Genomic DNA, 20,841 nt, shown 5'->3' with positions numbered 1-20,841 from the left:
TAGGTGAAAAAAATGACCCAAAATTTACATCATATTGTAATTGTTGGTGGTGGTGCTGGCGGCTTAGAACTAGCAACACAACTCGGTGAAACTTTTGGGAAAAATCGTAAAGCAAAGATTACATTGGTTGACCAAAATCTTACCCATATTTGGAAACCATTGCTTCATGAAATTGCTGCTGGCTCTTTAAATCCACACGAAGAACAAACTAACTATTTTGCGCACTCAGAAAAACATCATTACGAATTTGTACTCGGAACATTAGTTGGGGTTAATAAAGATAAAAAATTAATTGAACTAATGCCCCCTCAAGTGTCTAAGGATCAACAGAATCATTCGCAAGAGCTAAGTTATGACACACTTATTTTAGCGCTTGGTTCAGTATCAAATGACTTTAATACCACGGGAGTGCGTGAAAACTGCCATTTCCTTGATAGCAGAAAGCAAGCCGATATTTTCCAGCAAGATTTATTACATCTTTATATTGAAGCTCAGAATCAACCTAATCAGCGAACTTTAAATATTGGAATTGTTGGTGCGGGAGCAACAGGTGTAGAGCTTGCAGCTGAGTTAATTGAGACAACTAAAAACTTTTATCGATATGGTTTAAAGAAGATTCATCCAAACCAAGTCAAAATTACACTAATTGAAGCTTCTGAGCGTATTTTACCTGCTCTAAGCGATAAAACTGCTGAACACAGTGCTGGGCAACTCAAAAAAATGGGTGTTGAAATTTTAACTCAACACCGCGTTGAAAAAATTGATGAGCATTGCATCTACTTTAGCAATGGCAACCAACTTAAAAGTGATATTACCGTTTGGGCCGCAGGCGTAAAAGCACCAAAGGTATTAGAAAGTTTTACCGATTTTAAACGTGACAATATTAACCGCCTGATGGTCTATGCAACGTTGCAAACCTATTCTGATCCAAATGTATTTGCGTTTGGTGACTGTGCTCATTGCCAACTTGATGCAAGACATCCTCCACTTGGCCCACGTGCTCAAGTTGCAAGCCAACAGGCCAGCTTTTTAGTCGATGCTATGGCTGCTCGACTAAATGGCCGATCACAGCCGATGTTTACATTTAACGACAAAGGTTCTCTCGTGTCTTTAAGTCGTCATAAAGCCGTTGGAGAATTACTTGGAGATGTCAGCGTACAAGGCTATATTGCGAAAACAATGTATGTGTCTTTATATCGTTTACATCAAGCAACGATTCACGGATATACTCAGGCTGGACTACTCACAATGAAAGATTTACTTACAAGACGTGTACGTCCAAAAATTAAGCTGTATTAAGTTGAATTTTTTAAGTTCGTCCCTATTTATATAAAAACGCATCAGAAAAAGTGCCAAAGATTAAGATTTTGTAGTCTACAAAATTTATTTTTCACTTTATGATGTACGCTTCAATTGATTGAATGGATCAAAAACATGACTGCTATTGCAAATAACCACGTGGTTTCATTCCACTACAAATTAACAAACGCTGAGGGTGAAACACTTGATCAATCTCAAGGTGAACCACTTGCCTATTTGCACGGTGCAGGCAATATCATTCCTGGTTTAGAAAATGCGTTAACAGGTAAAACTGTTGGTGAAAAATTCACTGTTAACGTTCCAGCTGCTGAAGGTTATGGCGAATACAACCCAGATCTAGTACAAGAAGTTCCAGCTCAAATGTTCCAAGGTGTTGAGAACATTCAACCTGGCATGCAATTCCAAGCTCAAACAGATGACGGCGTACAGATCGTTACTGTTAAAGCGGTTGAAGGCGACAACGTTGTTGTTGATGCTAACTTCCCACTTGCTGGTCAAGATTTAACTTTTGAAGTTGAAATCGTAGAAATCCGTGATGCTTCTCAAGAAGAATTAGATCACGGTCACGTACACGGTGCTGGTGGTCATCACCACTAATTCATCTTTAAAGATGATAAGAGCAAAGCTTCGGCTTTGCTTTTTTTATGTATTTATTTTTATATAATATTTTGATAATAATTCTTTAACTCACCTCACTCTATAAGGACCAATTTTCATGTCAAACGTAAATCAGCTAATTTGGTTTCGTCAAGATTTGAGAGTTCGAGACCATGCTGCTTTATGGCATGCCTCTCAACAAGGGCCTTGTATTGGGTTAATTATTTTATCGCCTGAACAATGGCAAACACACCACGACGCACCTATAAAAATTAATTTCTATTTACGTCAGCTTCAACAGCTTAAAAAAGAATTAGAACAGCTTAACATTCCACTTATTATCCAAGTCATTCCTTACTGGAAAGATATCGCTGATTATATTGGTGAACTTAGCACTCAACTTAATATTGAAAATGTCTATTCAAATATAGAGTTCGGCGTTAATGAATTAAAAAGAGATAAAACTGTACAAGATTTTTTAAATCAACAAGGTAAAGAGCTCTTTTTATTCCATGACCGTACGATTTTTCCTTTATGCTCTATTCGCAATCAGTCACAGCAGCCCTATCAGGTTTTCGGTGCATTCAAAAAAGCATGTTATTCAAAATTGGATATCAGTGGTTTACCTCAATGCTATCCAATTCCTGAAAAGCAAAGTAGCTATCCAGCGTCTTTTTCAAAAATAAACAGCTTAACTCTAGAAGATATTGAAGCTTTTTTTGATCCTTCTGTTTCTAAAGAGCAACAAGACTTATGGCCAGCTGGAGAAAATTTTGCTCTAGAGCAGCTCGACATATTTATTAAAGATCATTTATCTGATTATAAATTAGAACGTGACTTTCCCAATGTAAGAGGAACTAGCCAACTTTCTCCCTACTTAAACATTGGGATTTTGTCTATCCGCCAGTGCCTGCAAGCTCTTTTTAGGGCTGAACATGGCAACTTTCATTTGACAAATGAAGGCCAGCAGACTTGGTTAGATGAACTGCTTTGGCGAGAATTTTATCAGCATATTTTATTTGATTTCCCCCATGTTTCTAAACATATTCCATTTAAAAAAAACACTCAGAAAATTAAGTGGAGTCACAATCCAGAGCACCTAACCGCATGGCAAACGGGCCAGACAGGTATACCAATTATTGATGCTGGAATGCGTCAACTTTTAAAAACTGGCTGGATGCATAATCGTGTACGCATGATCACAGCCATGTTTTTATGTAAAAACATGCTCATTGATTGGCGAGTAGGTGAACAATGGTTTATGGAGCATTTAATCGATGGGGATTTAGCAGCAAATAATGGTGGCTGGCAATGGTGCGCTTCTACCGGAACTGATGCTGTACCTTACTTTAGAATTTTTAACCCTATTGCTCAATCAAAGAAATTTGATCCAAATGGAGATTATATTCGTCAATGGGTTCAAGAATTAGCTCATCTAGACAATAAAGCCATTCATGAGCCCTACTCGACTAAAACGAATATTCAGTTAAATTATCCAAAACCAATAGTTGATTTAAAGGTAACCCGCCTTAAAGCAATTGAAACTTTCAAGAGTATTTAGATAAGAGTTACGTCTTATCTGTTTATTTTTAATTAAAAAATAAGAACAATATTTGACTAAATAGTGACTTTGATCTACAAATAAACATAATAATTACTTAAAAAGGCCATAAACAACAATAACTTCGCAATGTCTCACGTTTAGTAATAAAAGTATAAAAAAATTAACATTACAAGAAGGTAGCCATAGCTCGCATGCAACAGCAACAAAAAAACCCTGGAAGAACACTCGTCTTATGGATTATCGCAGCTCATCTATTTATGGGCATAGTGGCGTATGAGTGGTTGCCTGTAAGTTTTAGAGGAAGCTGGATCTTTATTCTCATTCTTTTAATTTCTGGAGCTTTTTTACAAGTTGGCGCATCTTTAATTGTGGGCTTAGTCGCTTTTATCGGTGTTGCAGTATATTTTCTACTCGACTTAGGGGCTCAGACCCATATTGAACGTCAGCTTCTTTTACTTTTTATTATTCCCCTCATTCCTCTTTTTCTGAGTGCTGTACGCCACAATATTGAAATTAACGTTCAAAAATACCGCGATATTCAAAGTTATGACCGTAATTATCGTCGTGATATTTTCCCACTTAGTGCACTCAAGTATTTCCAACGTAGTTTCTTTAAGCTTCTTGATCATCATAACATACAAGACTATGAAGTCTTTGAAATTAGAATTCTCAACCGAAGCTTAATTAAAGAAATGTTAGGCGACGATGTGTGGAAAACCACTCAAAATGAGATGATCAAAATTTTGAGTCAGCATCATCCACAAGAAATCGTTTTCCAGTTTGCTGATGATGATCTTGAAACTATATACAGTATTGTAATTCGCAAGCAAAAAACGGATGAAGAGCCTGATTTCATTAAAAAGATTAGAGAAATTATGACTTTGCGGCTTGACGTGGAATATAAAATTATTCAGATTCCACCTGAAGAGGAGATTACTTAATGTCTAATCTTCTTAATATTTGTGGAATTATTATTGCATCTAGTCAGTATCCGGATGCCACTTTACAGCAGTTCTATCGACAATATTATCATTGTGAGATTAAAACTGAACACACCAAAACAGAAGTTCAAAGCACAGACGATCTTTCCATGTTTTTTCCATATCAGGATACATGGTGGCCTATTTTTACAATTGACCAGATCAGCTCCGATAGCTTTCAACGACTTATTCATAAAGGAATAAAACCCGGCATTATATTGCCAGATGAAGTTTTCAGTTTTTCTCATTATTTCTTGCTCAAAGAGGCAGTCAGCCAAGGTGCGATTCCAATTGCACTTTATAAATCAGAGCAGCCTCAATATTTTGCGGCTAAAGCCACATTTTCGACCGCAATTGGTTTACGGCCTATGGCTGCATTTGTCTCAACAGGTTGGGATGAAAACTTAATTTCACAGACCCCTGGTAGCTATATTATTCAATTTAATCCGTCACAGCTTCCTCTCCCCTCTAGAGAGATTAAGCAAAAACAGCATTTATTTTATTCGGCTAAACCTTTTAATAGTCATATTTCTGGCTATGAAATTATTATTAATCCTCCTGCCGATCTACCCACAACAAATATTCGGTATCCTCAACTGGGAATATCATGGAAATTTAATAGGATTAATTACATAAGTACGCCTGAAGAAGTAGAGACAAGTCTTATTGGCTATATTTTCATTGGGTTAAGTACCGTTGTAGTTCCACTCGATCTAATTCTCACGAGTACCTACCCAGACCTCCTTGGTACGTTTGGTAGCTATATTTCATGGATCTCCTTAGTAGTTGGGTTGATTTTATTGGTATTGCTCATCTCGTCTATTATTAGGAGGGTTAAATCAAATGGCTCCCATTGATATTCTCTTCTTATTTGGCTTTTTAGGGATTTGGATTCCACAAGCATTTTGGGCGTGGTTAAGTTATCAAGCTTGGAAATATTCAAAAACAGCTGAAAAAGAGCTACAAAACCTTCCTATACCAGAAAGATGGCCTGTTTTGAGTGTCTTGATCCCTGCCTATAATGAAGGGGTTGTGATTGAAGATACTTTGCATGCAATTGCTCAACAAGATTACCCAGCCGAAGCATATGAAGTTTTACTTATTAATGATGGTTCAAAGGATAACACCTTAGAAATCGCCGAAAATTTGGCAAAAATTTATCCTTGCATAAAGATTGTTAATGTTCCTAAAGGAATGGGTGGTAAAGGTAAATCTAGAACGCTTAATAATGGCCTCCCCCATGCTAGAGGCGAATTGATTGTTGTTTATGATGCAGATAGTACGCCTGAACCCGACTGTGTCCGCTTGCTAGCTCAAACCCTGCTTGCCGATAAAAAATTAGTAGCCGTTAATGGAAAAGTAAGAACACGTAATTGGCAAGATAGTATTTTGACCCGATTTATCGCAATTGAGTTCATCTTTTTCCAATGGATTTTCCAAGGCGGTCGTTGGCAACGTTTTGAATTATCAACATTGATGGGTACTAACTATGTGATTTGGCGTGATGCTTTAGAAACCTTAGGTGGTTTCGATGAAAAGTCATTGGTCGATGACACTGAAATGAGTTTTAGGATTTTTATCGGCCAAAAACGAATTAAATGGGTGCCCTATGCGATTGGTTGGCAGCAAGACCCCCCATCTCTGAGTGTATTTGTGAAACAGCGCTCACGTTGGACACAAGGTAATTTTTATGTAACTCGTAAATATTTGCCCGTAGCATTAAGAACGCCTTTTCCTATAGGAATTGAAATTCTTAACAACATTATGTGCTACATACTTTTTGTACCCGCTTTATTCTGGAGTCATATCACCTTAACCCTTGGCATACTTGATATTGCGGGTATTTCAGTTCCAGGCCCATTCACAACTCTATGGGGACTGTCATTTTGCCTATATGTGGCACAAATGTGGTTTACGCTTTCACTCGAAAAAGTTAAACCAGAACTCTACTTTTATTCAGTTCTATCTTACGTAAGTTACTCACAAATATTTCTATTTATTGTTTTTAAAGCCGCATATGACATGCTTAAAAATAAAATACAGGGCAACTCCCTTCAATGGTACAAAACGGAACGTAGCAAGGAGAAAAAATAAATGAAAAAGACTTTTGATCTTTACAAAACAGCTCAAGTGCTCCTTGCCAGCACCAGTCTTATGCTCGCCATGTCTGCTCATGCGTATACATGAGAACTGGACGATATTAGTACTTCTACTAAATACACAGTCGAGCCTCATTTTTTCTATATTGGCAAAGGTGCCCAGTGGCAAAACATTCAATTTTCAAGTGATTATTCCACTGAAAGCGATACAACTTTACTTGTAAAATATGATGATAAACTCATTTATAACACTACCCTAAGTGGGGATGGTCAAGTCAAATTTGATATTCCAGCAAGTCAGAGTGGTTTTCACCGTTTAGATTTTATTATTCAACAATATGCGAAACCGACTACGCTGAATCAAACCAAAGAAACATTCTGTACAGAAGATATTGATCACCTAACTTATTTAAGTAATTCCCAGCTCGACTTTACACCTATTCGTAATGAATATCGCTTAAAAGATTTGCCAGATGCTTTATATAACCCACAAGCGAGACGGCCTACTCCATTTGTTGGTATTTTAAAATACAACCGTAAAGAGATTATAGAAGCCTCCATGCTCGCCAGATTAGCAAGTTCATGGACCTCCATAACACCTGTTGAATGGGTTGATTCAGGACAAACCAATTTAAATCCTGAAACAAACTTTATTATTGAAGTTATTCGCTCAGCAGCACCACTAAAAGACGGAGCACTAGTACAAATTGCAAAACCTGTAGAAGGTGTGCCTACCTTATCAATTACTTATCATACTCAACAAGATTTAACGAGCGCAGTAAATGGACTAATTAATTCTTCTTATGTACAACAATTGAGTACAGGAAACGCAGTTTTTCCAAATACAATATCTAATCCAACATGGGCTCAATTTAAAAAAATCGATACACTCGCCGATTTAGGTATTCAAGATTTCAGATTAAATCACGCTGAAAAAAACTTATTTCTTGATTTCCCTGCGGTATGGCAACCAACCGATATCTTGCAAGGACAAATCGCACTTCGTATTCAAAGTGGTTTATTACAAGGTTCCAATATTACAGCTTGGATTGATGGAGGACTTGCTGGAAGCATGAAAACAGCCGACCTTGCTTCAGACCCAGTAAACCGTCAGTTCAATATTTTTGCAAAAGCTATTTCTAATACGACAAATTTTAGTCTAAAGCTGGAAAATTCAGTGATAGCCAATTCCCAATGTTTACCTAACGCACATGGTTCACTTTGGATTGATACAGCCAAATCTACTGTAAAGCTACCTCATAAACTTAAAAATGGTGTAGCCGCAATTTCAATGACTTTAGCAACAACCCCCACAATTGCGGTTGATGGTCAATCTGGTGCATTAAATATCGCGATTGTGTTAGGTCAAACTGCGAAAAAAATGCTTTTAACCCAAGCACCAATGCCTCTCAACCTAGTCCGTTATTCACCGAGCGCGCCACAATCTGTAAATGTCCGTGTTAACAAAGATATTTATCAACAACAAGTACTAATGCATCAGGATATTATTTATGCACCTGCTGCCCAAAATGGTTTTATTGTCAGTTATAACAATAACGGCTTTGATGTGATTACCGACTCACAAGGTGGCGCACAAACGTTTATGCACCTTTGGGAAAAAATACAACATAAAATTCCAAACAACGTGACGAAAATGCTGGTTTCAGAAAATGGAAATATCTATGTTTTACAAAAACTCATTGTCGGAAATCAAAAGGCGCCTCTAGTCCAACAGTCTTCTTTCTTCTTATTAGTTGTGATTATCTCTGCAATTATGATAATAATTATCTTCTTGTGGTACTGGTTAAGACGAAATAATGAGAAAACAGATACCAATTAAAATAGCTGCTTTTATTATTTTAATTATATGTAGTGTCATCGTATATGCGGGGCTTTTCAAACATCAAGGTCAAGCCCCTCATATTGAAGGTATTTTCTGGCAGCCTGATAATAAAACGACTCCTCCAGAAGGAAATTGGCACTACTTAGGTGTCGATACCTTTGTTCCCCAATGGTCTGTGGTTGAATCTAAATCATGGTGGAAAGAATCCAATTTTCCACAGTGGGAAAAAGCAATTAATTTAGAAAAAATTAAACAAGAGCCATGGGCTAAAAATCTTATATTAGGGTTAGCTGGCGAATATAATGAACCTAAAGCGCGAGCAAATGTCATTGAGTTAGGCGAAAAATCTGCCCAAATTATAAAAGAGCAAAAAACGGCATTTAAAGGCTATTACTTTCCGGTAGAAGCCGATCCAACTTGGCTACGAGTCAGTGCTTTAGGCCATGTATTGTCAAAGCTCCCCTCACCAGTTTGGGTAAGTATTTATAGTGGCGAAAGTGAACCTGAAAATTATGATTTGTGGGTTAAAAGCTGGCTACCGGACCATACTGGAGTTTTTTTCCAAGATGGCGTTGGCGTAGGGATTCGATCACCTAAACAGGCCAAACATATTTTAGATCAGCTTGAACATAAACTTGGAAAAGACAAAGTAATTATAGTATTAGAAGCTTTTAGAGTGAAAAAGAATGGGCAATTTAGAGCCGCATACCCTTGGGAAATTATTTCTCAGCTAAAAGCATATGAAGGTAAAACTGTTTATATTTTTGATGGTCCTCATTACATGAGCCGCTGGTGCGTTAATATTGTGAGCTTATGGTACCGCCTCACTTATGGTCATGCGAATAAAACCATAAATGAGACGAGATCCTTAAATCATAATTATGCCGATTCATAAGATTTAGCAATTTGATTGAGAATACGTTGAGCAGCTTGCCCATCGCCAAATGGGTTTTCCACATGTGCCATTTTTTCATAATGCTGTTGGTCGGTGAGTAACTTTTCAGCTTCTTCAATAATTTTTTGTTGATTTGTACCCACCAAAACGCCTGCTCCCACCTCAACAACTTCTGGTCGCTCGGTAGTGTCTCGCAAGATTAAAACTGGCTTATTAAATGATGGACTTTCTTCTTGTAAGCCTCCTGAATCCGTCAAAATAAAAGTAGATCGGTCTATCACTGCCAATAGAGTTGGGTAGTCTAATGGTTTAACAAGATGAATTTGGGAATGGTCTTTAAACTTATCATGGACTACGTCATGGACGGCTGGGTTTAAATGTACAGGCCAAATGAAATGTAAATCAGGATGTGCTTGAGCTAAGTGCTCAACCGCATTGCAAATATTTTGAATTCCACCGCCAAAGTTTTCACGACGATGGGCAGTAATGAGTACTACTTTGTCATCTTGCTTTAATTGAATTCCATAAGGTTCAAGCTGGTTCTTCAAATCAGATTTTTCAGCAATTAATTTACGCCCTAAATACACAGCGTCAACAACTGTATTGCCTGTAACCGTAATGAGCTCTGGCGGAATTTGTTCATTGAGTAAATTTCTTTTTGATTGTTCAGTCGGGGCAAAATGCCATTTAGTAATACGTGAAACCAACTGACGATTTCCCTCTTCTGGAAAAGGATGATCCAAATCATAAGAACGTAAACCAGCTTCAACATGCGCAACAGGAACTTTCATTGAAAACGCGACTAAGCCAGCTGCTAAAACAGTTGTTGTATCTCCCTGAATAACAATTGCATCTCTTTTTTGCCCATCAGTGTATACATTCTCGATTTGGCTCAGACCATGAATTAAGAGCTGATTTAAACTTTGTCCAGCATTCATAATTTTAAGACGGTGGTCAATTTCAACCCCAAAGAAATCTATCGCATCTCTTACTAGTTCGTCATGCTGTCCAGTAAAAATCACTTCAACTTGAAAGCGAGAGTCTTGTTTTGCCAATAAAATAACAGGGGCAAGTTTGATTAATTCAGGACGGGTTCCAAATACAATAGATATAAAAATTTTATTCACTTTAGAAATCCTTATAAAAAACGAGTTCTACTCGAGTATTGTTGTAATGATCTTTCGTATTTACTGGCACATCTTTAAAATAATTGCCATATAGTCGTTCAACACGTAATTTTATAGGTTGATAATTAAACGGCTGCCATGAAATGCCGGGGCCATATTCAAATAAATTATTGTAATACTCATCTTTACTGTCAGCTAAGGCATGCAATTTCATATAAGCCTGTACAGTGCCCGTTTCCCCCTTATAGACATTCAAACCCGTACGTAATCGCAAGTCACCAATAACGTTATAATCTTCTCTAGAATAAGTTGCCGCATTACCATATAAATCAGTGAAGTAATCATTAAAGCAAAGTGAATGATTACAATTATTTTGAGAATACCACTCTTGATAACCCGTCACCCCACCGACAACACTTTCACGAAATTTATCTCTATTTCGATCAATCAGATCATAGCTTCCACCTACTTCTAAATACATGCGCACAGGTATAGATGTCCAAGGTTGATAATTAGCGCCTACACCTAGAGTTACTGCATTTTCATCAATAATTTCAGGTCGTACACCACCTTGAGATTGAGTATCGCGGTTTAGATTTAAAAAGCCATACACCTGCGCTCGACCATTATCGAGGTTCTTGCCATAACGAGCTTTAAGTGGGAAAATTACATCGTCGTAACGTGATTCATATGAAGGCGCAAAATACACATCACGGAAATAAGTTTTGACCTCTCCTCCACTCAGATTTTTTACAGCCTGTGTCGCTTTAGTCGCAATATCAGCATCTTTAGATTGGGTAAGTTCCTTAAAAACCACCAAAGCCTCTTTGTTATTTTTTTGAGAATTCAGTAGATAAGCTTCTTGGAGTTTTAAATTATCATCTGCTGGATCTAATGCCTCTGCTTTTCTTAGACTTTGCAAAGCAGCATCTTGTTTCCCTAACCTAATCTGTAAATAAGTTAAACTTTTCCATACTTTAATATCTTGTGGCGTCATCTCTCCAAGTTCTAATAATAACTTCTCGGCATTTTCAGGTTGAGTCTTTTCAATTTTATAAAATTGATCCCATTTATCATAAATCGGATTACCTGGTTTATATTCTTGATTAACAATCTCTTGCGCAAAACTAGTCTCAACACTTAAGAGGCCTAAAGCTGGACAGATCGAACCAACAACGATAAAGGAACGGGTTATAGATTTTATTATTTTGCTATTCATTGGGACCTCTAGAGTAAAATAGGTAGAATGCTTGCGTAGCAATCAAATTAAAATTTAATCAATAAGTATTATAATTAAACCCATAAATGACACTGTTTATATAAGTAGATGAGTTCTTTAAATTGTTCATTTTATCTCCTTTAATATTATGTTTTAAAAAAGTTCTTATCTGTTTGTTTTTCCTATAATGACACATTTTTTAATCGTATTATTGTAAATAATCTTATAGGATAAGATAAAAATTTATAACTACAAATAGGGGAAAACATGTCCTTTTCTCAACATCCAGAACATCATTTTATTCACCGCTCAGGTTGGTTAAGGGCGGCCGTTTTAGGGGCAAATGATGGAATTATTTCTGTTACCAGTCTAATCATGGGAATGGCTGCAAGTGGAGCCTCTGCTCATACACTTCTTATTGCATGTATTGCTGGTTTAATTTCCGGTGCAACCTCTATGGCTGCAGGAGAATATATTTCAGTAAAATCACAAGAAGATATTGAAAAAGCCGACTTAAAATTTGAAGAACAAGAACTCAAAAAGCATCCGCAGCGTGAACTGGACGAACTCACCCAAATTTATATATCCAGAGGCTTAGGACCTGACTTAGCTCTACAAGTTGCTACTGAACTTACAAATCATGATGCTTTAGGGGCTCACGCGCGTGATGAAATTGGTATTCATGAAAATACCGCAGCAAATCCTATTCAAGCCGCATTAGCTTCAGCTGGCTCATTTTCATTTGGGGCATTGTTTCCTATGTTGGCTATTTTACTCAGTCCAGATATATGGATCGAAAAAACAGTCTTAGTATTTGGCATTATTTCATTAGCTTTTTTAGGAGCGCTATCAAGTCATTTTGCAGGTACTTCCAAGCTTAAAGGGAGTCTACGCATTACCTTGTGGGGAATTTTAGCGATGGCTTTTTCAAGCTGGATCGGCTCTTTATTTCATGTTACTCCACTTTAAAAAATCAGAACTTATCAATGTTTAAGAACTAAATATTTAAAAACTAAATGCCCAATATTATTTGCTCTTGGTTCGGTTTTCACGCTATGGTGAATAGAAAGAAATGAGGTGAATAAAATGGACCTATTACAACAACTTGAAATTAAACATCCAATTTTTCTTGCCCCTATGGCAGGTGTATCTACACCTGAACTTGCAGCAGAAGTTTCTAATCAGGGTGGTCTTGGGTCCTTAGGTCTAGGTGCAAATACGGCGCAAAGTGCACGTGAACAGATTTTAAAAACCCAAACACTTACAGAAAAATCATTTCAGGTTAATTTTTTCTGTCATCAACCCGAACAACTTAACCTCCAAACTTCTGCTCAGTGGATTGAATATTTACGTCCACAATTTGAAAAGTTCGGAGAACAGCCTCCTCAAAACTTAAACTGTATTTATCCAAGTTTTCTTGATAACGATGATTTTCTAAATGTCGTATTAGAAACCAAACCTAAAGCGGTCAGTTTTCATTTTGGCATTCCCCATCCCCATCAAATTCAAGCATTAAAAGATGCCGGAATTATTACGATGGTGTCTGCTACCAATTTAGTTGAAGCACAAGTCATTGAAGCGGCTGGTATAGATATTATTATTGCTCAAGGGATTGAAGCAGGCGGACATCGTGGAATCTTTAATAAAACCTTCGATGCAGCAATTAAAACGAGCGATTTAGTACACCTTATTGTCAAGCATTGCAAACCACCTGTGGTAGCCGCAGGCGGAATTATGAATGGAGCACAGGCACGGCATATGTTGAGCTTAGGAGCTGCTGCTGTTCAACTCGGAACAGCATTTGTGCAATGCCATACATCAAGTGCATCTGCCGAGTATCGTAAAGCTTTATTTAATGAACCTGTAACACAAATCAGCGCCAGTCTTTCTGGGCGTCCAGCCCGTGGCCTGCTCAACCATTGGCATACACAAATTGATTTACCTAATCGCCCTCCTCAACCCGAATATCCATATGCATACGATCTAGCCAAGCAATTAAATGCCATTGCAAGCAAGAATAAAGACTATGGCTTCGGTGCTTTTTGGGCGGGTAGTAATGTCTCTCAAATACGAGAGCTAGATGCTGCTGATCTGGTTAACCAGTTAGTTGTAGAAATGCTAGAAGATGAGTAAATCTTAAAAAGCCAGTAATCATATACTGGCTTTTTATTTAATGGGTTTCTAGTAAGTTAACCTGCTCAACCTGAACATCACTCATCAAATTGCCTTCAGCTAATAACTGATTAAAATAGTTTTCGACCACTAATGCTTGTTCAGCAGTGCTTTCAACTTTATACATATTTTGGCGAAATTCGTTACTTGAGCGTAAACCTTTTGTGTACCAAGCAATGTGTTTGCGGGCAATACGGCAGCCAGAGTATTCACCATAAAATTGATAAAGTTCTGATAAATGTCCTAGTAACACCTGCTTCACCTCTTCAATATTAGGTGCAGCCAAATGTTCACCAGTTTTTAAATAATGAGCAATTTCACGAAAAATCCATGGTCGACCTTGAGCAGCGCGACCAATCATAATTGCATCTGCCCCAGTATAGTCGAGTACATATTTTGCTTTTTCAGGACTATCAATATCACCGTTCGCAATAAGTGGAATATTGATTAATTCTTTGACATGTTTGATCAAATCATAACGTGCTGTATTTAAATACATGTCTTCGCGAGTACGGCCATGTAAAGCCAGCGCAGCAATCCCCGCTTCTTCTGCCCTTTTTGCTACTCTTAAAATATTTTCCTGACCATTTAAAAAGCCCAAACGGGTTTTCAAAGTCACAGGAACATCAACAGCAGCAACAACCGCATCAAGAATTCGAGCCACTAAGTCTTCATCTTGTAATAACGCTGAACCGGCGAGCTTATTACATACTTTTTTGGCAGGACATCCCATATTAATATCAACAATTTGTGCGCCATTTGCTACTTGATAACGTGCAGCCTCTGCCAATTGCTCAGGATCAGAACCTGCAATTTGAGCAGAGATTGGAGCGAGTTCACCATCAAAGTTCGCACGGTAGAGGCTCTTTTTGCTCATCCGCAAAGTTTTATCAGCAGTCATCATTTCACTGACTGCATGGCCTGCGCCAAAATACTTGCAGAGTGTTCTAAATGGACGGTCAGTAACTCCGGCCATAGGAGCAACAATTAAATTATTTGACAGTTGATAGGGACCAATATACATATATATTCATACAATTGATGATCAACATAGTATACTTCATCCGCTTAATCGGCTCATCTTTTTATGCAGGTGCTTTCCTCGCCATGAACAAACCGTTGTCTTCCCGTTTTTTATTAAAATCATTCGGCATGGCTGCCGTATGCATGAGTTTAGCTGCTTGTGGTGATAAAGCTTGGTGGTCAAACAATGATGAGCCTGAACTAGAAAGCCAACAGATTAAACGTCTAATTCCATCGCGTGTGCATGACCGTGAGTCATGGGCTAAAGATATTGATGACATTATGAAAGACTTGGATATTCCTAAAACCAAGAAAAATGTCTGTAGTATTGTGGCTGTAGTGGATCAGGAATCCAACTTTGTTGCCAACCCTCAAGTGCCTGGGTTAGGACAAAAAGCAGTTGAAGAAGTTAGCACACGTTTAAATGAAAAATTTGAAGATAAACTTGGCAAAACTGTTGGTGGAACAATTGCTGGTTATTTTGAAGAAGTTCTAAGAACTCAGCCTTCTCCTGATAATAACTATATGAGTCAAATGCGTAAGGTTAAAACCGAGAAAGAACTCGACTTACTTTACCGAGAAATTTTCGACTTCATGGCTAAACACTATCATGTGAGTGCCTTAACTGGTGCAGCCAAATTGGTTGGTCAAGATATTGGCGAGAAAATGAACCCTATTACGACTTTGGGCTCAATGCAAGTTCATATTAATTATGCGAAAGCCAATAAGCGTTCGAGTATGAGTACTGCTGCGCTCCGCGATGACCTATATACTGAATACGGTGGTTTATATTACGGCATACATCGTTTAATGGTTTATCCGGCAGACTACGATAAAGCCATTTATCGTTTTGCGGATTATAACTCTGGTATGTACTCTAGCCGTAATGCAGCTTTTCAAAAAATGCTACGAGAACTTACCGATAAAGATATAAGTCTTGATGGCGATCTACTTCTTTATACAAAAGATGGTGATCCACGCGCAGCTCAAAGCGAGTCAGAAAAAGAACTGATCACGGTATTTGCAAAAAATAATGTATTGGTTACCCCACGACAAATTCGTGATGATCTTAAATTAGAAAAAGAGAAAAAGTTTGAAAGTACTCAAACTTATATTGCGCTGACTAAACTTTATAAATCAAAAACTGGCAAAGAACCACTCTATGCAATTATGCCTCAAGTGGTGATTTCTGGGCCTAAATTAAGTCGTGATTATAATACCAATTGGTATGCAACCCGCGTAAACGGACGATATGAAACATGTATGCAACGAGCGAAACGAATAAGACTATAAAAAGTCTCGCCCTGTTCGATTTTGATGGAACCTTGTGTAGTAAAGATAGTTTTACAGGGTTCATCTTTTATGCTTTATCTAAGCGTCACATTGTTAAGCAAGGCTTGAAAATTCTGCCATGGATTCAAGCCTACTATCTTAACTTTTATCCTGCCCATGCTATGCGTGCCAAGTTATTCCGTAGCATGTTTAAAAATACGCCTGCAATTGAATTACAAAAATTAGGTGAAGAATACGCACAAGAGTTAGTCTCTTCGCTTTCGCCTGAAATTTTTACTCAATTACAACACCATCAATTGCGTGGTGATCAGGTCGTATTAGTTTCAGCTTCAATTGATGTCTATCTTGCTCCACTTTGCAAGTTACTAGATATCGAGTTGATTTGTACCGAAACTCAAATTAAAAACGGCATGATGACGGGTTACTATTCCACTCCAGACTGTAGTAGTGAACAAAAGAAGTTAAGAATACATCAGCAATATACGCTACAGCATTACCACCAGATTTATGCTTATGGTAATAGCTCGGAAGACTTAGACATGCTTAGTCTTGCCACACATCCATATATGGTAGGTGAAGATCGTGTTTTACCTCGTTTGATCCCAGAAAAAAAGCTCGCATAAAGCGAGCTTTTTTATTTGAGCAAAACTTAATAAATTGCCATATGATCACGGTGAATCATTTCAAGTGAACGAGCTTCACCCAGCACTTGATAAACCTTATCTGAGGCTAAGCCTTTAATAATTTCGGCTGATCGTGAGCTAAAGTTCACTCGACCTACCGCAATACGTTTACCTTGTTTATCGACACATTCAACCACATCACCACGATCAAAATGTCCTTCAACATTTTTAACTCCCACAGGGAGCAAACTGCGATGCTTCAATTTAATCGCTTCAACAGCACCATCATCAATCACAAGACGACCTGCTGTTTGTAAATGAGCAGCAAGCCACTGTTGATGAGCAGTCATGCGGTCTTTATCTGTAGTAAACAAAGTACCTAGCATCTCACCTGCCATCGCACGTGATAAGACATTATCACTTTCGCCACTCGCGATGAGGGTTGGGCAGCCCGATTTAGCAGCTAAACGCGCAGCACGAACTTTAGTGACCATCCCACCTCTGCCAAGCACACCGCCACCGCCGGCCATATCGAATAAATCATCATCCATAGCACGAACAGTAGAGAGTAATTTAGCATCAGGATTATGACGCGGATCTGAGTCAAACATACCTTGCTGATCGGTTAAAATGATCAACAATTCTGCATGAACCTGACCTGCAACCATCGCAGCTAAAGTATCGTTATCACCAAAACGGATCTCATCGGTAGACACCGTGTCATTTTCATTAATGACAGGAATCACACGCCAATCAATCAAGTTTTGCAAAGCATCACACGAGTTCAGATAACGACGGCGATCTGCCAAATCATCATGAGTCAATAAAACCTGAGCAGTACGAATACCGTGGTTTTCAAGCACACTAGACCAAGTATGAATTAAGCCCATCTGCCCAATTGCAGCACAGGCTTGTAGACTGGGTAGATCGGTGGGTCGACTCGCAAGCTTCATACGAACCATACCTTCTGCTACAGCTCCTGATGACACTAAAATAATCTCGTGTCCAGCATTGTGCAGATCTGCAATCTGTTTCGCCCAATGCGAAATAGCGTCCAGATCTAAACCTTGCCCATTAGCCGTAAGTAAAGATGATCCGATTTTAACAACGATTCGTTTACACTCACTGAGCTGACGTTGCCCATCGACCACTTCTATCATGTTTCCCTCGGTTTTCTAGTCACGAACGTAGATGACTTCTACATCATTGTCGTCTTCATCATCGTCAAAATCATCATCATCGTCCATCATGCTTTCGAGACGTTGTGCTCGACGCATTGCACGATATGCTTCTTTTGCCGCAATGGTTTGTTCACGTGTTTCAACTTCTAGTTGTTCACGGAAAGCTCTTACTTCTGCTGCGTATTCAGGATCTTCAACTTCGCGTTCACGTTGTTGTTCAATCTGATCCATCAGGTAATACACAACTTCTTTTGTACCTTCGCTTAATAAGCCCGATGTCTTAAAGACAGGTCCAGTCCACTCTAGTTCATCTAGAATGTGCTGACACCACTCTTCGCGGCTTTCTTCAGCAATCTGATCAAGTTTATTGAGTACTAAAACAACTGGTAATTTAGCCAAAGTTGGTGAGAACTTAGCCAACTCATTCATAATTGCTTTTGCATTATGCGCTGGATCAGAACCATCAATTGGTTGTACATCAATAATGTGTAAAAGAATACGCGTACGCGCCAAATGTTTAAGGAAGCGAATTCCTAAACCTGCACCTTCTGCTGCACCCTCGATTAACCCAGGAATATCGGCCATTACAAATGAACGATGGCGGTCAGCATCGACTACACCCAAGTTTGGAACCATGGTTGTAAATGGATAATCTGCCACTTTTGGTTTTGCAGCACTTACAGCACGAATGAAAGTAGATTTACCGGCATTTGGCATACCCAGCAAACCAACATCTGCCAATACTTTTAATTCAAGACGAATTTCGCGGAACTCACCTTTTGTACCAGTCGTACATTTACGCGGTGCACGGTTAGTTGATGATTTAAAGTGAGTGTTACCTAAACCACCTTCACCACCACCAGCAACCAGAATTCTTTGGCCGTCTTCAACCAAATCGCCAATAATATCGCCTGAATCTGTATCAACAATTGTTGTACCAACGGGTACTTTTAAAACCACATCTTCACCACCACGTCCAGTACAGTTAGCACCTGCACCGTTTTTTCCACGCTCAGCACGGAATTTACGTGTGTAACGGTAATCGACTAGCGTACTTGTATCGTCATCAGCTTGAATATAGATACTTCCACCACGTCCGCCATCACCACCATCTGGGCCACCAAATGGTACAAATTTTTCACGGCGAAAACTGGCTACGCCATTGCCACCGTCGCCAGCCTCTACGGTAATGACTGCTTCATCAACAAAGCGCATCTGCCAATCCTCTAAAAACTCTAAAACCGCCTATTCTGCCATATTTTCATAAAATTCTCGAATAGAAAATGGAACAATTCCATTTATAACGATCTGTTTTATCTTTAATCCAGCAGATGCTTTTAGTTTTGCAAATAGGATCCTTATAAAAAATAAAATTTAGCCAATTTATTTAATTATCAAGGATGAACATTGCGCAGAGGTAAGGTCATTTGCATATCAAGATTTGCTTTTGTTTTTGGCACAGAATTATACATGATGGCATTAAATGAAGAGACATTCCCCATTTCCATAGGATCATTTACGTTTAGGCTTGGTTTAAACTGATGTTTCACCGATAAATTTACGGGTTCATCGAATTCAAAATAAACTGGACCATCAAAAACAATTTTAACGGGAACGGTATAATTACGTTTTAAATTAAAAGGCACATCTAATTTAATAGGGATATCTAATTTAAGGGGAAATTTTGGTAAAAACTTACTTTGATAAACCAAGTCTGTGGTGGTTTCTAAAGGCATAACCTGATCAATTTTTAGAGTCGTTGAATAATCGACACTTACCGTAATAGGTGTTTCTACAGCAAAATTTAAATCTGCCAAATATTTCCCTTTTAGGGGTAAAGTTAATTGGCGATCTATATCTAAAGTTGTATCAAGTTTACCAATAGACTGAACCTGCAAAGTATTACCAACTTGAATCTTTGTTTCTAAAGAGTCAGGTAAACTAATATCGGCATTATGAGCCGAAACGACTAAATTTGCTTGAATATTGAGATACACCCAAAACATAATAGCGGCAAGTATCATCATTAAAAAGAAACTGATTAACATACTCTTGAGTGAACGAAACATTAGCATCCACCCTATTGATCAGCTGTCTTTTGTGAAGTTTCTGAATCTAATACTCGATTTAATCGCATAGTGGACAGAGGAATCTTTAACTCACCATTTGCAATCTTAACAGGCAGCGTATTTTTCACATCAACCGAAGCATTTAATGCAGTTTTAACAGGTACACTTAAATTACCCTCAATTGGGATATTCGTGTCTAATCTTGCTTTTAAAGGAATATGTAGATTTTCTTTTAATACCGTGCGTACTGGAGCATCAAATTTTAAATGAACCTTTTGCTCAAGCGGGACATTAATATCAATTGGCACATCAAGTTTTAATGGAATCGTTCCTTTTAATGGCAACGTAATATCACGCCCCAAAACACGCACCTGAACCTTGGTATCAATTGGTAGATTTTGCTCAACTTTTAATGTTTCTTTGACTGGAATGGTTGTACTAATCGGCACCATATTATCGAAGTAAACACGCGGAGTTAATGTTTGTGTTAAAGGAATATTCAGTTTCTCATCAATTGGAATACTGGCATTTACGCGCCCTTTTACATCCACATTTAAAGCATCTTGCACTTTAACCTTAACCTGTAGAGGCTCTTGTAAATCAATAGCAACTGCCTGATTTTTCAGTGGAATATAAATATTAAAGTGCTTAAATACCCATATTGCAATGAGTACACCACATAAATTGGCAATAATGATGAATACAAAAACGACCAACAAACGTTTAAACTGCGACAATTCCTATCCCTTACTATTTTCTTTTTTTCCTTAATTTGTATTCTCATTTATTTACAAAAAATAGTCAGCATATATTTTGTACGGTTGTAAAAAAACCCA

At 38.1% G+C, this 20,841-nt stretch carries 18 protein-coding genes and 1 pseudogene; 12 read left to right on the top strand and 7 right to left on the bottom strand.

Going from position 1 to position 20,841, the window contains the following annotated elements; all coding sequences use genetic code 11:
- Positions 1-12: 12 nt before the first annotated feature.
- From AC52J8_RS05195 to AC52J8_RS05160, 8 genes and pseudogenes are all read left to right on the top strand, one after another.
- Entirely contained in the window at positions 13-1,299 is a 1,287-nt protein-coding gene (locus tag AC52J8_RS05195; RefSeq protein ID WP_005067905.1) for an NAD(P)/FAD-dependent oxidoreductase, read from the top strand.
- A gap of 135 nt (positions 1,300-1,434) precedes the next feature.
- Complete coding sequence (locus tag AC52J8_RS05190; protein ID WP_002118581.1) at positions 1,435-1,917, top strand: FKBP-type peptidyl-prolyl cis-trans isomerase; 483 nt, start codon at positions 1,435-1,437, stop codon at positions 1,915-1,917.
- A gap of 118 nt (positions 1,918-2,035) precedes the next feature.
- Complete coding sequence (locus tag AC52J8_RS05185; RefSeq protein ID WP_086399801.1) at positions 2,036-3,478, top strand: cryptochrome/photolyase family protein; 1,443 nt, start codon at positions 2,036-2,038, stop codon at positions 3,476-3,478.
- A 194-nt stretch (positions 3,479-3,672) separates the two neighbouring features.
- The gene (locus tag AC52J8_RS05180; protein ID WP_086611384.1) at positions 3,673-4,422 is read left to right on the top strand and encodes a hypothetical protein; all 750 of its coding nucleotides are present in this window, start codon (positions 3,673-3,675) and stop codon (positions 4,420-4,422) included.
- Complete coding sequence (locus AC52J8_RS05175) at positions 4,422-5,318, top strand: hypothetical protein (protein WP_086399799.1); 897 nt, start codon at positions 4,422-4,424, stop codon at positions 5,316-5,318. The genes AC52J8_RS05180 and AC52J8_RS05175 overlap by 1 nt, the downstream gene beginning before the upstream one ends.
- Positions 5,305-6,555: a glycosyltransferase family 2 protein gene (locus AC52J8_RS05170; protein WP_002118919.1), complete on the top strand. Its 1,251-nt coding sequence runs from the start codon at positions 5,305-5,307 to the stop codon at positions 6,553-6,555. Before AC52J8_RS05175 ends, AC52J8_RS05170 begins: the two co-directional genes overlap by 14 nt.
- Positions 6,556-8,400: pseudogene (locus tag AC52J8_RS05165) on the top strand (hypothetical protein).
- On the top strand, positions 8,378-9,298 hold the full coding sequence (locus AC52J8_RS05160) for a hypothetical protein (protein ID WP_032035907.1): 921 nt from the start codon (positions 8,378-8,380) through the stop codon (positions 9,296-9,298). The pseudogene AC52J8_RS05165 and the gene AC52J8_RS05160 overlap by 23 nt, the downstream one beginning before the upstream one ends.
- Here AC52J8_RS05160 and wecB read toward each other — a convergent pair.
- Both wecB and AC52J8_RS05150 read right to left on the bottom strand, forming a co-directional pair.
- Positions 9,283-10,425 carry a non-hydrolyzing UDP-N-acetylglucosamine 2-epimerase gene (wecB, locus tag AC52J8_RS05155; RefSeq protein ID WP_496538888.1) on the bottom strand — a complete coding sequence of 381 codons (1,143 nt, stop codon included), beginning with the start codon at positions 10,423-10,425 and terminating at the stop codon, positions 9,283-9,285. The two genes, AC52J8_RS05160 and wecB, sit on opposite strands and share 16 nt — an antisense overlap.
- A gap of 1 nt (position 10,426) precedes the next feature.
- Positions 10,427-11,644: a tetratricopeptide repeat protein gene (locus AC52J8_RS05150; RefSeq protein ID WP_198912084.1), complete on the bottom strand. Its 1,218-nt coding sequence runs from the start codon at positions 11,642-11,644 to the stop codon at positions 10,427-10,429.
- Positions 11,645-11,911: 267 nt separating this feature from the next.
- Between AC52J8_RS05150 and AC52J8_RS05145 the strand changes: the two genes are divergently transcribed.
- Together AC52J8_RS05145 and AC52J8_RS05140 are read left to right on the top strand one after the other, a co-directional pair.
- The gene (locus tag AC52J8_RS05145; RefSeq protein ID WP_086399796.1) at positions 11,912-12,613 is read left to right on the top strand and encodes a VIT1/CCC1 transporter family protein; all 702 of its coding nucleotides are present in this window, start codon (positions 11,912-11,914) and stop codon (positions 12,611-12,613) included.
- Positions 12,614-12,730: 117 nt separating this feature from the next.
- Complete coding sequence (locus tag AC52J8_RS05140; RefSeq protein WP_086399795.1) at positions 12,731-13,777, top strand: NAD(P)H-dependent flavin oxidoreductase; 1,047 nt, start codon at positions 12,731-12,733, stop codon at positions 13,775-13,777.
- A 37-nt stretch (positions 13,778-13,814) separates the two neighbouring features.
- Here the strand turns inward: AC52J8_RS05140 and dusB are convergent, their stop codons facing one another.
- Complete coding sequence (gene dusB / locus AC52J8_RS05135; protein ID WP_039759557.1) at positions 13,815-14,840, bottom strand: tRNA dihydrouridine synthase DusB; 1,026 nt, start codon at positions 14,838-14,840, stop codon at positions 13,815-13,817.
- A gap of 83 nt (positions 14,841-14,923) precedes the next feature.
- Between dusB and AC52J8_RS05130 the strand changes: the two genes are divergently transcribed.
- Both AC52J8_RS05130 and AC52J8_RS05125 read left to right on the top strand, forming a co-directional pair.
- Positions 14,924-16,132, top strand: coding sequence for a DUF1615 domain-containing protein (locus tag AC52J8_RS05130; RefSeq protein WP_050675757.1), 1,209 nt, complete (start codon positions 14,924-14,926; stop codon positions 16,130-16,132).
- On the top strand, positions 16,099-16,755 hold the full coding sequence (locus AC52J8_RS05125) for an HAD-IB family hydrolase (RefSeq protein WP_496538887.1): 657 nt from the start codon (positions 16,099-16,101) through the stop codon (positions 16,753-16,755). Before AC52J8_RS05130 ends, AC52J8_RS05125 begins: the two co-directional genes overlap by 34 nt.
- 26 nt (positions 16,756-16,781) lie before the next feature.
- On the opposite strand, the gene proB is transcribed toward AC52J8_RS05125, so the two are convergent.
- From proB to AC52J8_RS05105, 4 genes are all read right to left on the bottom strand, one after another.
- Entirely contained in the window at positions 16,782-17,915 is a 1,134-nt protein-coding gene (gene proB / locus AC52J8_RS05120) for a glutamate 5-kinase (RefSeq protein WP_002118789.1), read from the bottom strand.
- A gap of 15 nt (positions 17,916-17,930) precedes the next feature.
- The gene (gene cgtA / locus AC52J8_RS05115) at positions 17,931-19,151 is read right to left on the bottom strand and encodes an Obg family GTPase CgtA (RefSeq protein WP_002118576.1); all 1,221 of its coding nucleotides are present in this window, start codon (positions 19,149-19,151) and stop codon (positions 17,931-17,933) included.
- A gap of 179 nt (positions 19,152-19,330) precedes the next feature.
- Entirely contained in the window at positions 19,331-20,005 is a 675-nt protein-coding gene (locus AC52J8_RS05110) for a hypothetical protein (RefSeq protein WP_017399268.1), read from the bottom strand.
- A gap of 11 nt (positions 20,006-20,016) precedes the next feature.
- Positions 20,017-20,742, bottom strand: coding sequence for an MFS transporter (locus AC52J8_RS05105; RefSeq protein ID WP_197738976.1), 726 nt, complete (start codon positions 20,740-20,742; stop codon positions 20,017-20,019).
- Between the last annotated feature and the right edge of the window lie 99 nt (positions 20,743-20,841).

The sequence above is a fragment of the Acinetobacter sp. S-1 genome, from assembly GCF_059579785.1.
This window is presented reverse-complemented; position numbering and strand designations above follow the sequence as displayed.

What these genes read in the sequence shown, in the direction of transcription:
- AC52J8_RS05180 (WP_086611384.1), top strand. Translation starts at nt 3,673, where the DNA reads ATGCAACAGCAACAAAAAAACCCTGGAAGAACACTCGTCTTATGGATT.
- AC52J8_RS05160 (WP_032035907.1), top strand. Translation starts at nt 8,378, where the DNA reads ATGAGAAAACAGATACCAATTAAAATAGCTGCTTTTATTATTTTAATT.
- AC52J8_RS05125 (WP_496538887.1), top strand. Translation starts at nt 16,099, where the DNA reads ATGTATGCAACGAGCGAAACGAATAAGACTATAAAAAGTCTCGCCCTG.
- AC52J8_RS05140 (WP_086399795.1), top strand. Translation starts at nt 12,731, where the DNA reads ATGGACCTATTACAACAACTTGAAATTAAACATCCAATTTTTCTTGCC.
- AC52J8_RS05145 (WP_086399796.1), top strand. Translation starts at nt 11,912, where the DNA reads ATGTCCTTTTCTCAACATCCAGAACATCATTTTATTCACCGCTCAGGT.
- dusB (WP_039759557.1), bottom strand. Translation starts at nt 14,840, where the DNA reads ATGTATATTGGTCCCTATCAACTGTCAAATAATTTAATTGTTGCTCCT.
- AC52J8_RS05175 (WP_086399799.1), top strand. Translation starts at nt 4,422, where the DNA reads ATGTCTAATCTTCTTAATATTTGTGGAATTATTATTGCATCTAGTCAG.
- proB (WP_002118789.1), bottom strand. Translation starts at nt 17,915, where the DNA reads ATGATAGAAGTGGTCGATGGGCAACGTCAGCTCAGTGAGTGTAAACGA.
- AC52J8_RS05150 (WP_198912084.1), bottom strand. Translation starts at nt 11,644, where the DNA reads ATGAATAGCAAAATAATAAAATCTATAACCCGTTCCTTTATCGTTGTT.
- AC52J8_RS05110 (WP_017399268.1), bottom strand. Translation starts at nt 20,005, where the DNA reads ATGTTTCGTTCACTCAAGAGTATGTTAATCAGTTTCTTTTTAATGATG.
- AC52J8_RS05190 (WP_002118581.1), top strand. Translation starts at nt 1,435, where the DNA reads ATGACTGCTATTGCAAATAACCACGTGGTTTCATTCCACTACAAATTA.
- cgtA (WP_002118576.1), bottom strand. Translation starts at nt 19,151, where the DNA reads ATGCGCTTTGTTGATGAAGCAGTCATTACCGTAGAGGCTGGCGACGGT.
- AC52J8_RS05195 (WP_005067905.1), top strand. Translation starts at nt 13, where the DNA reads ATGACCCAAAATTTACATCATATTGTAATTGTTGGTGGTGGTGCTGGC.
- AC52J8_RS05170 (WP_002118919.1), top strand. Translation starts at nt 5,305, where the DNA reads ATGGCTCCCATTGATATTCTCTTCTTATTTGGCTTTTTAGGGATTTGG.
- AC52J8_RS05185 (WP_086399801.1), top strand. Translation starts at nt 2,036, where the DNA reads ATGTCAAACGTAAATCAGCTAATTTGGTTTCGTCAAGATTTGAGAGTT.
- AC52J8_RS05130 (WP_050675757.1), top strand. Translation starts at nt 14,924, where the DNA reads ATGAACAAACCGTTGTCTTCCCGTTTTTTATTAAAATCATTCGGCATG.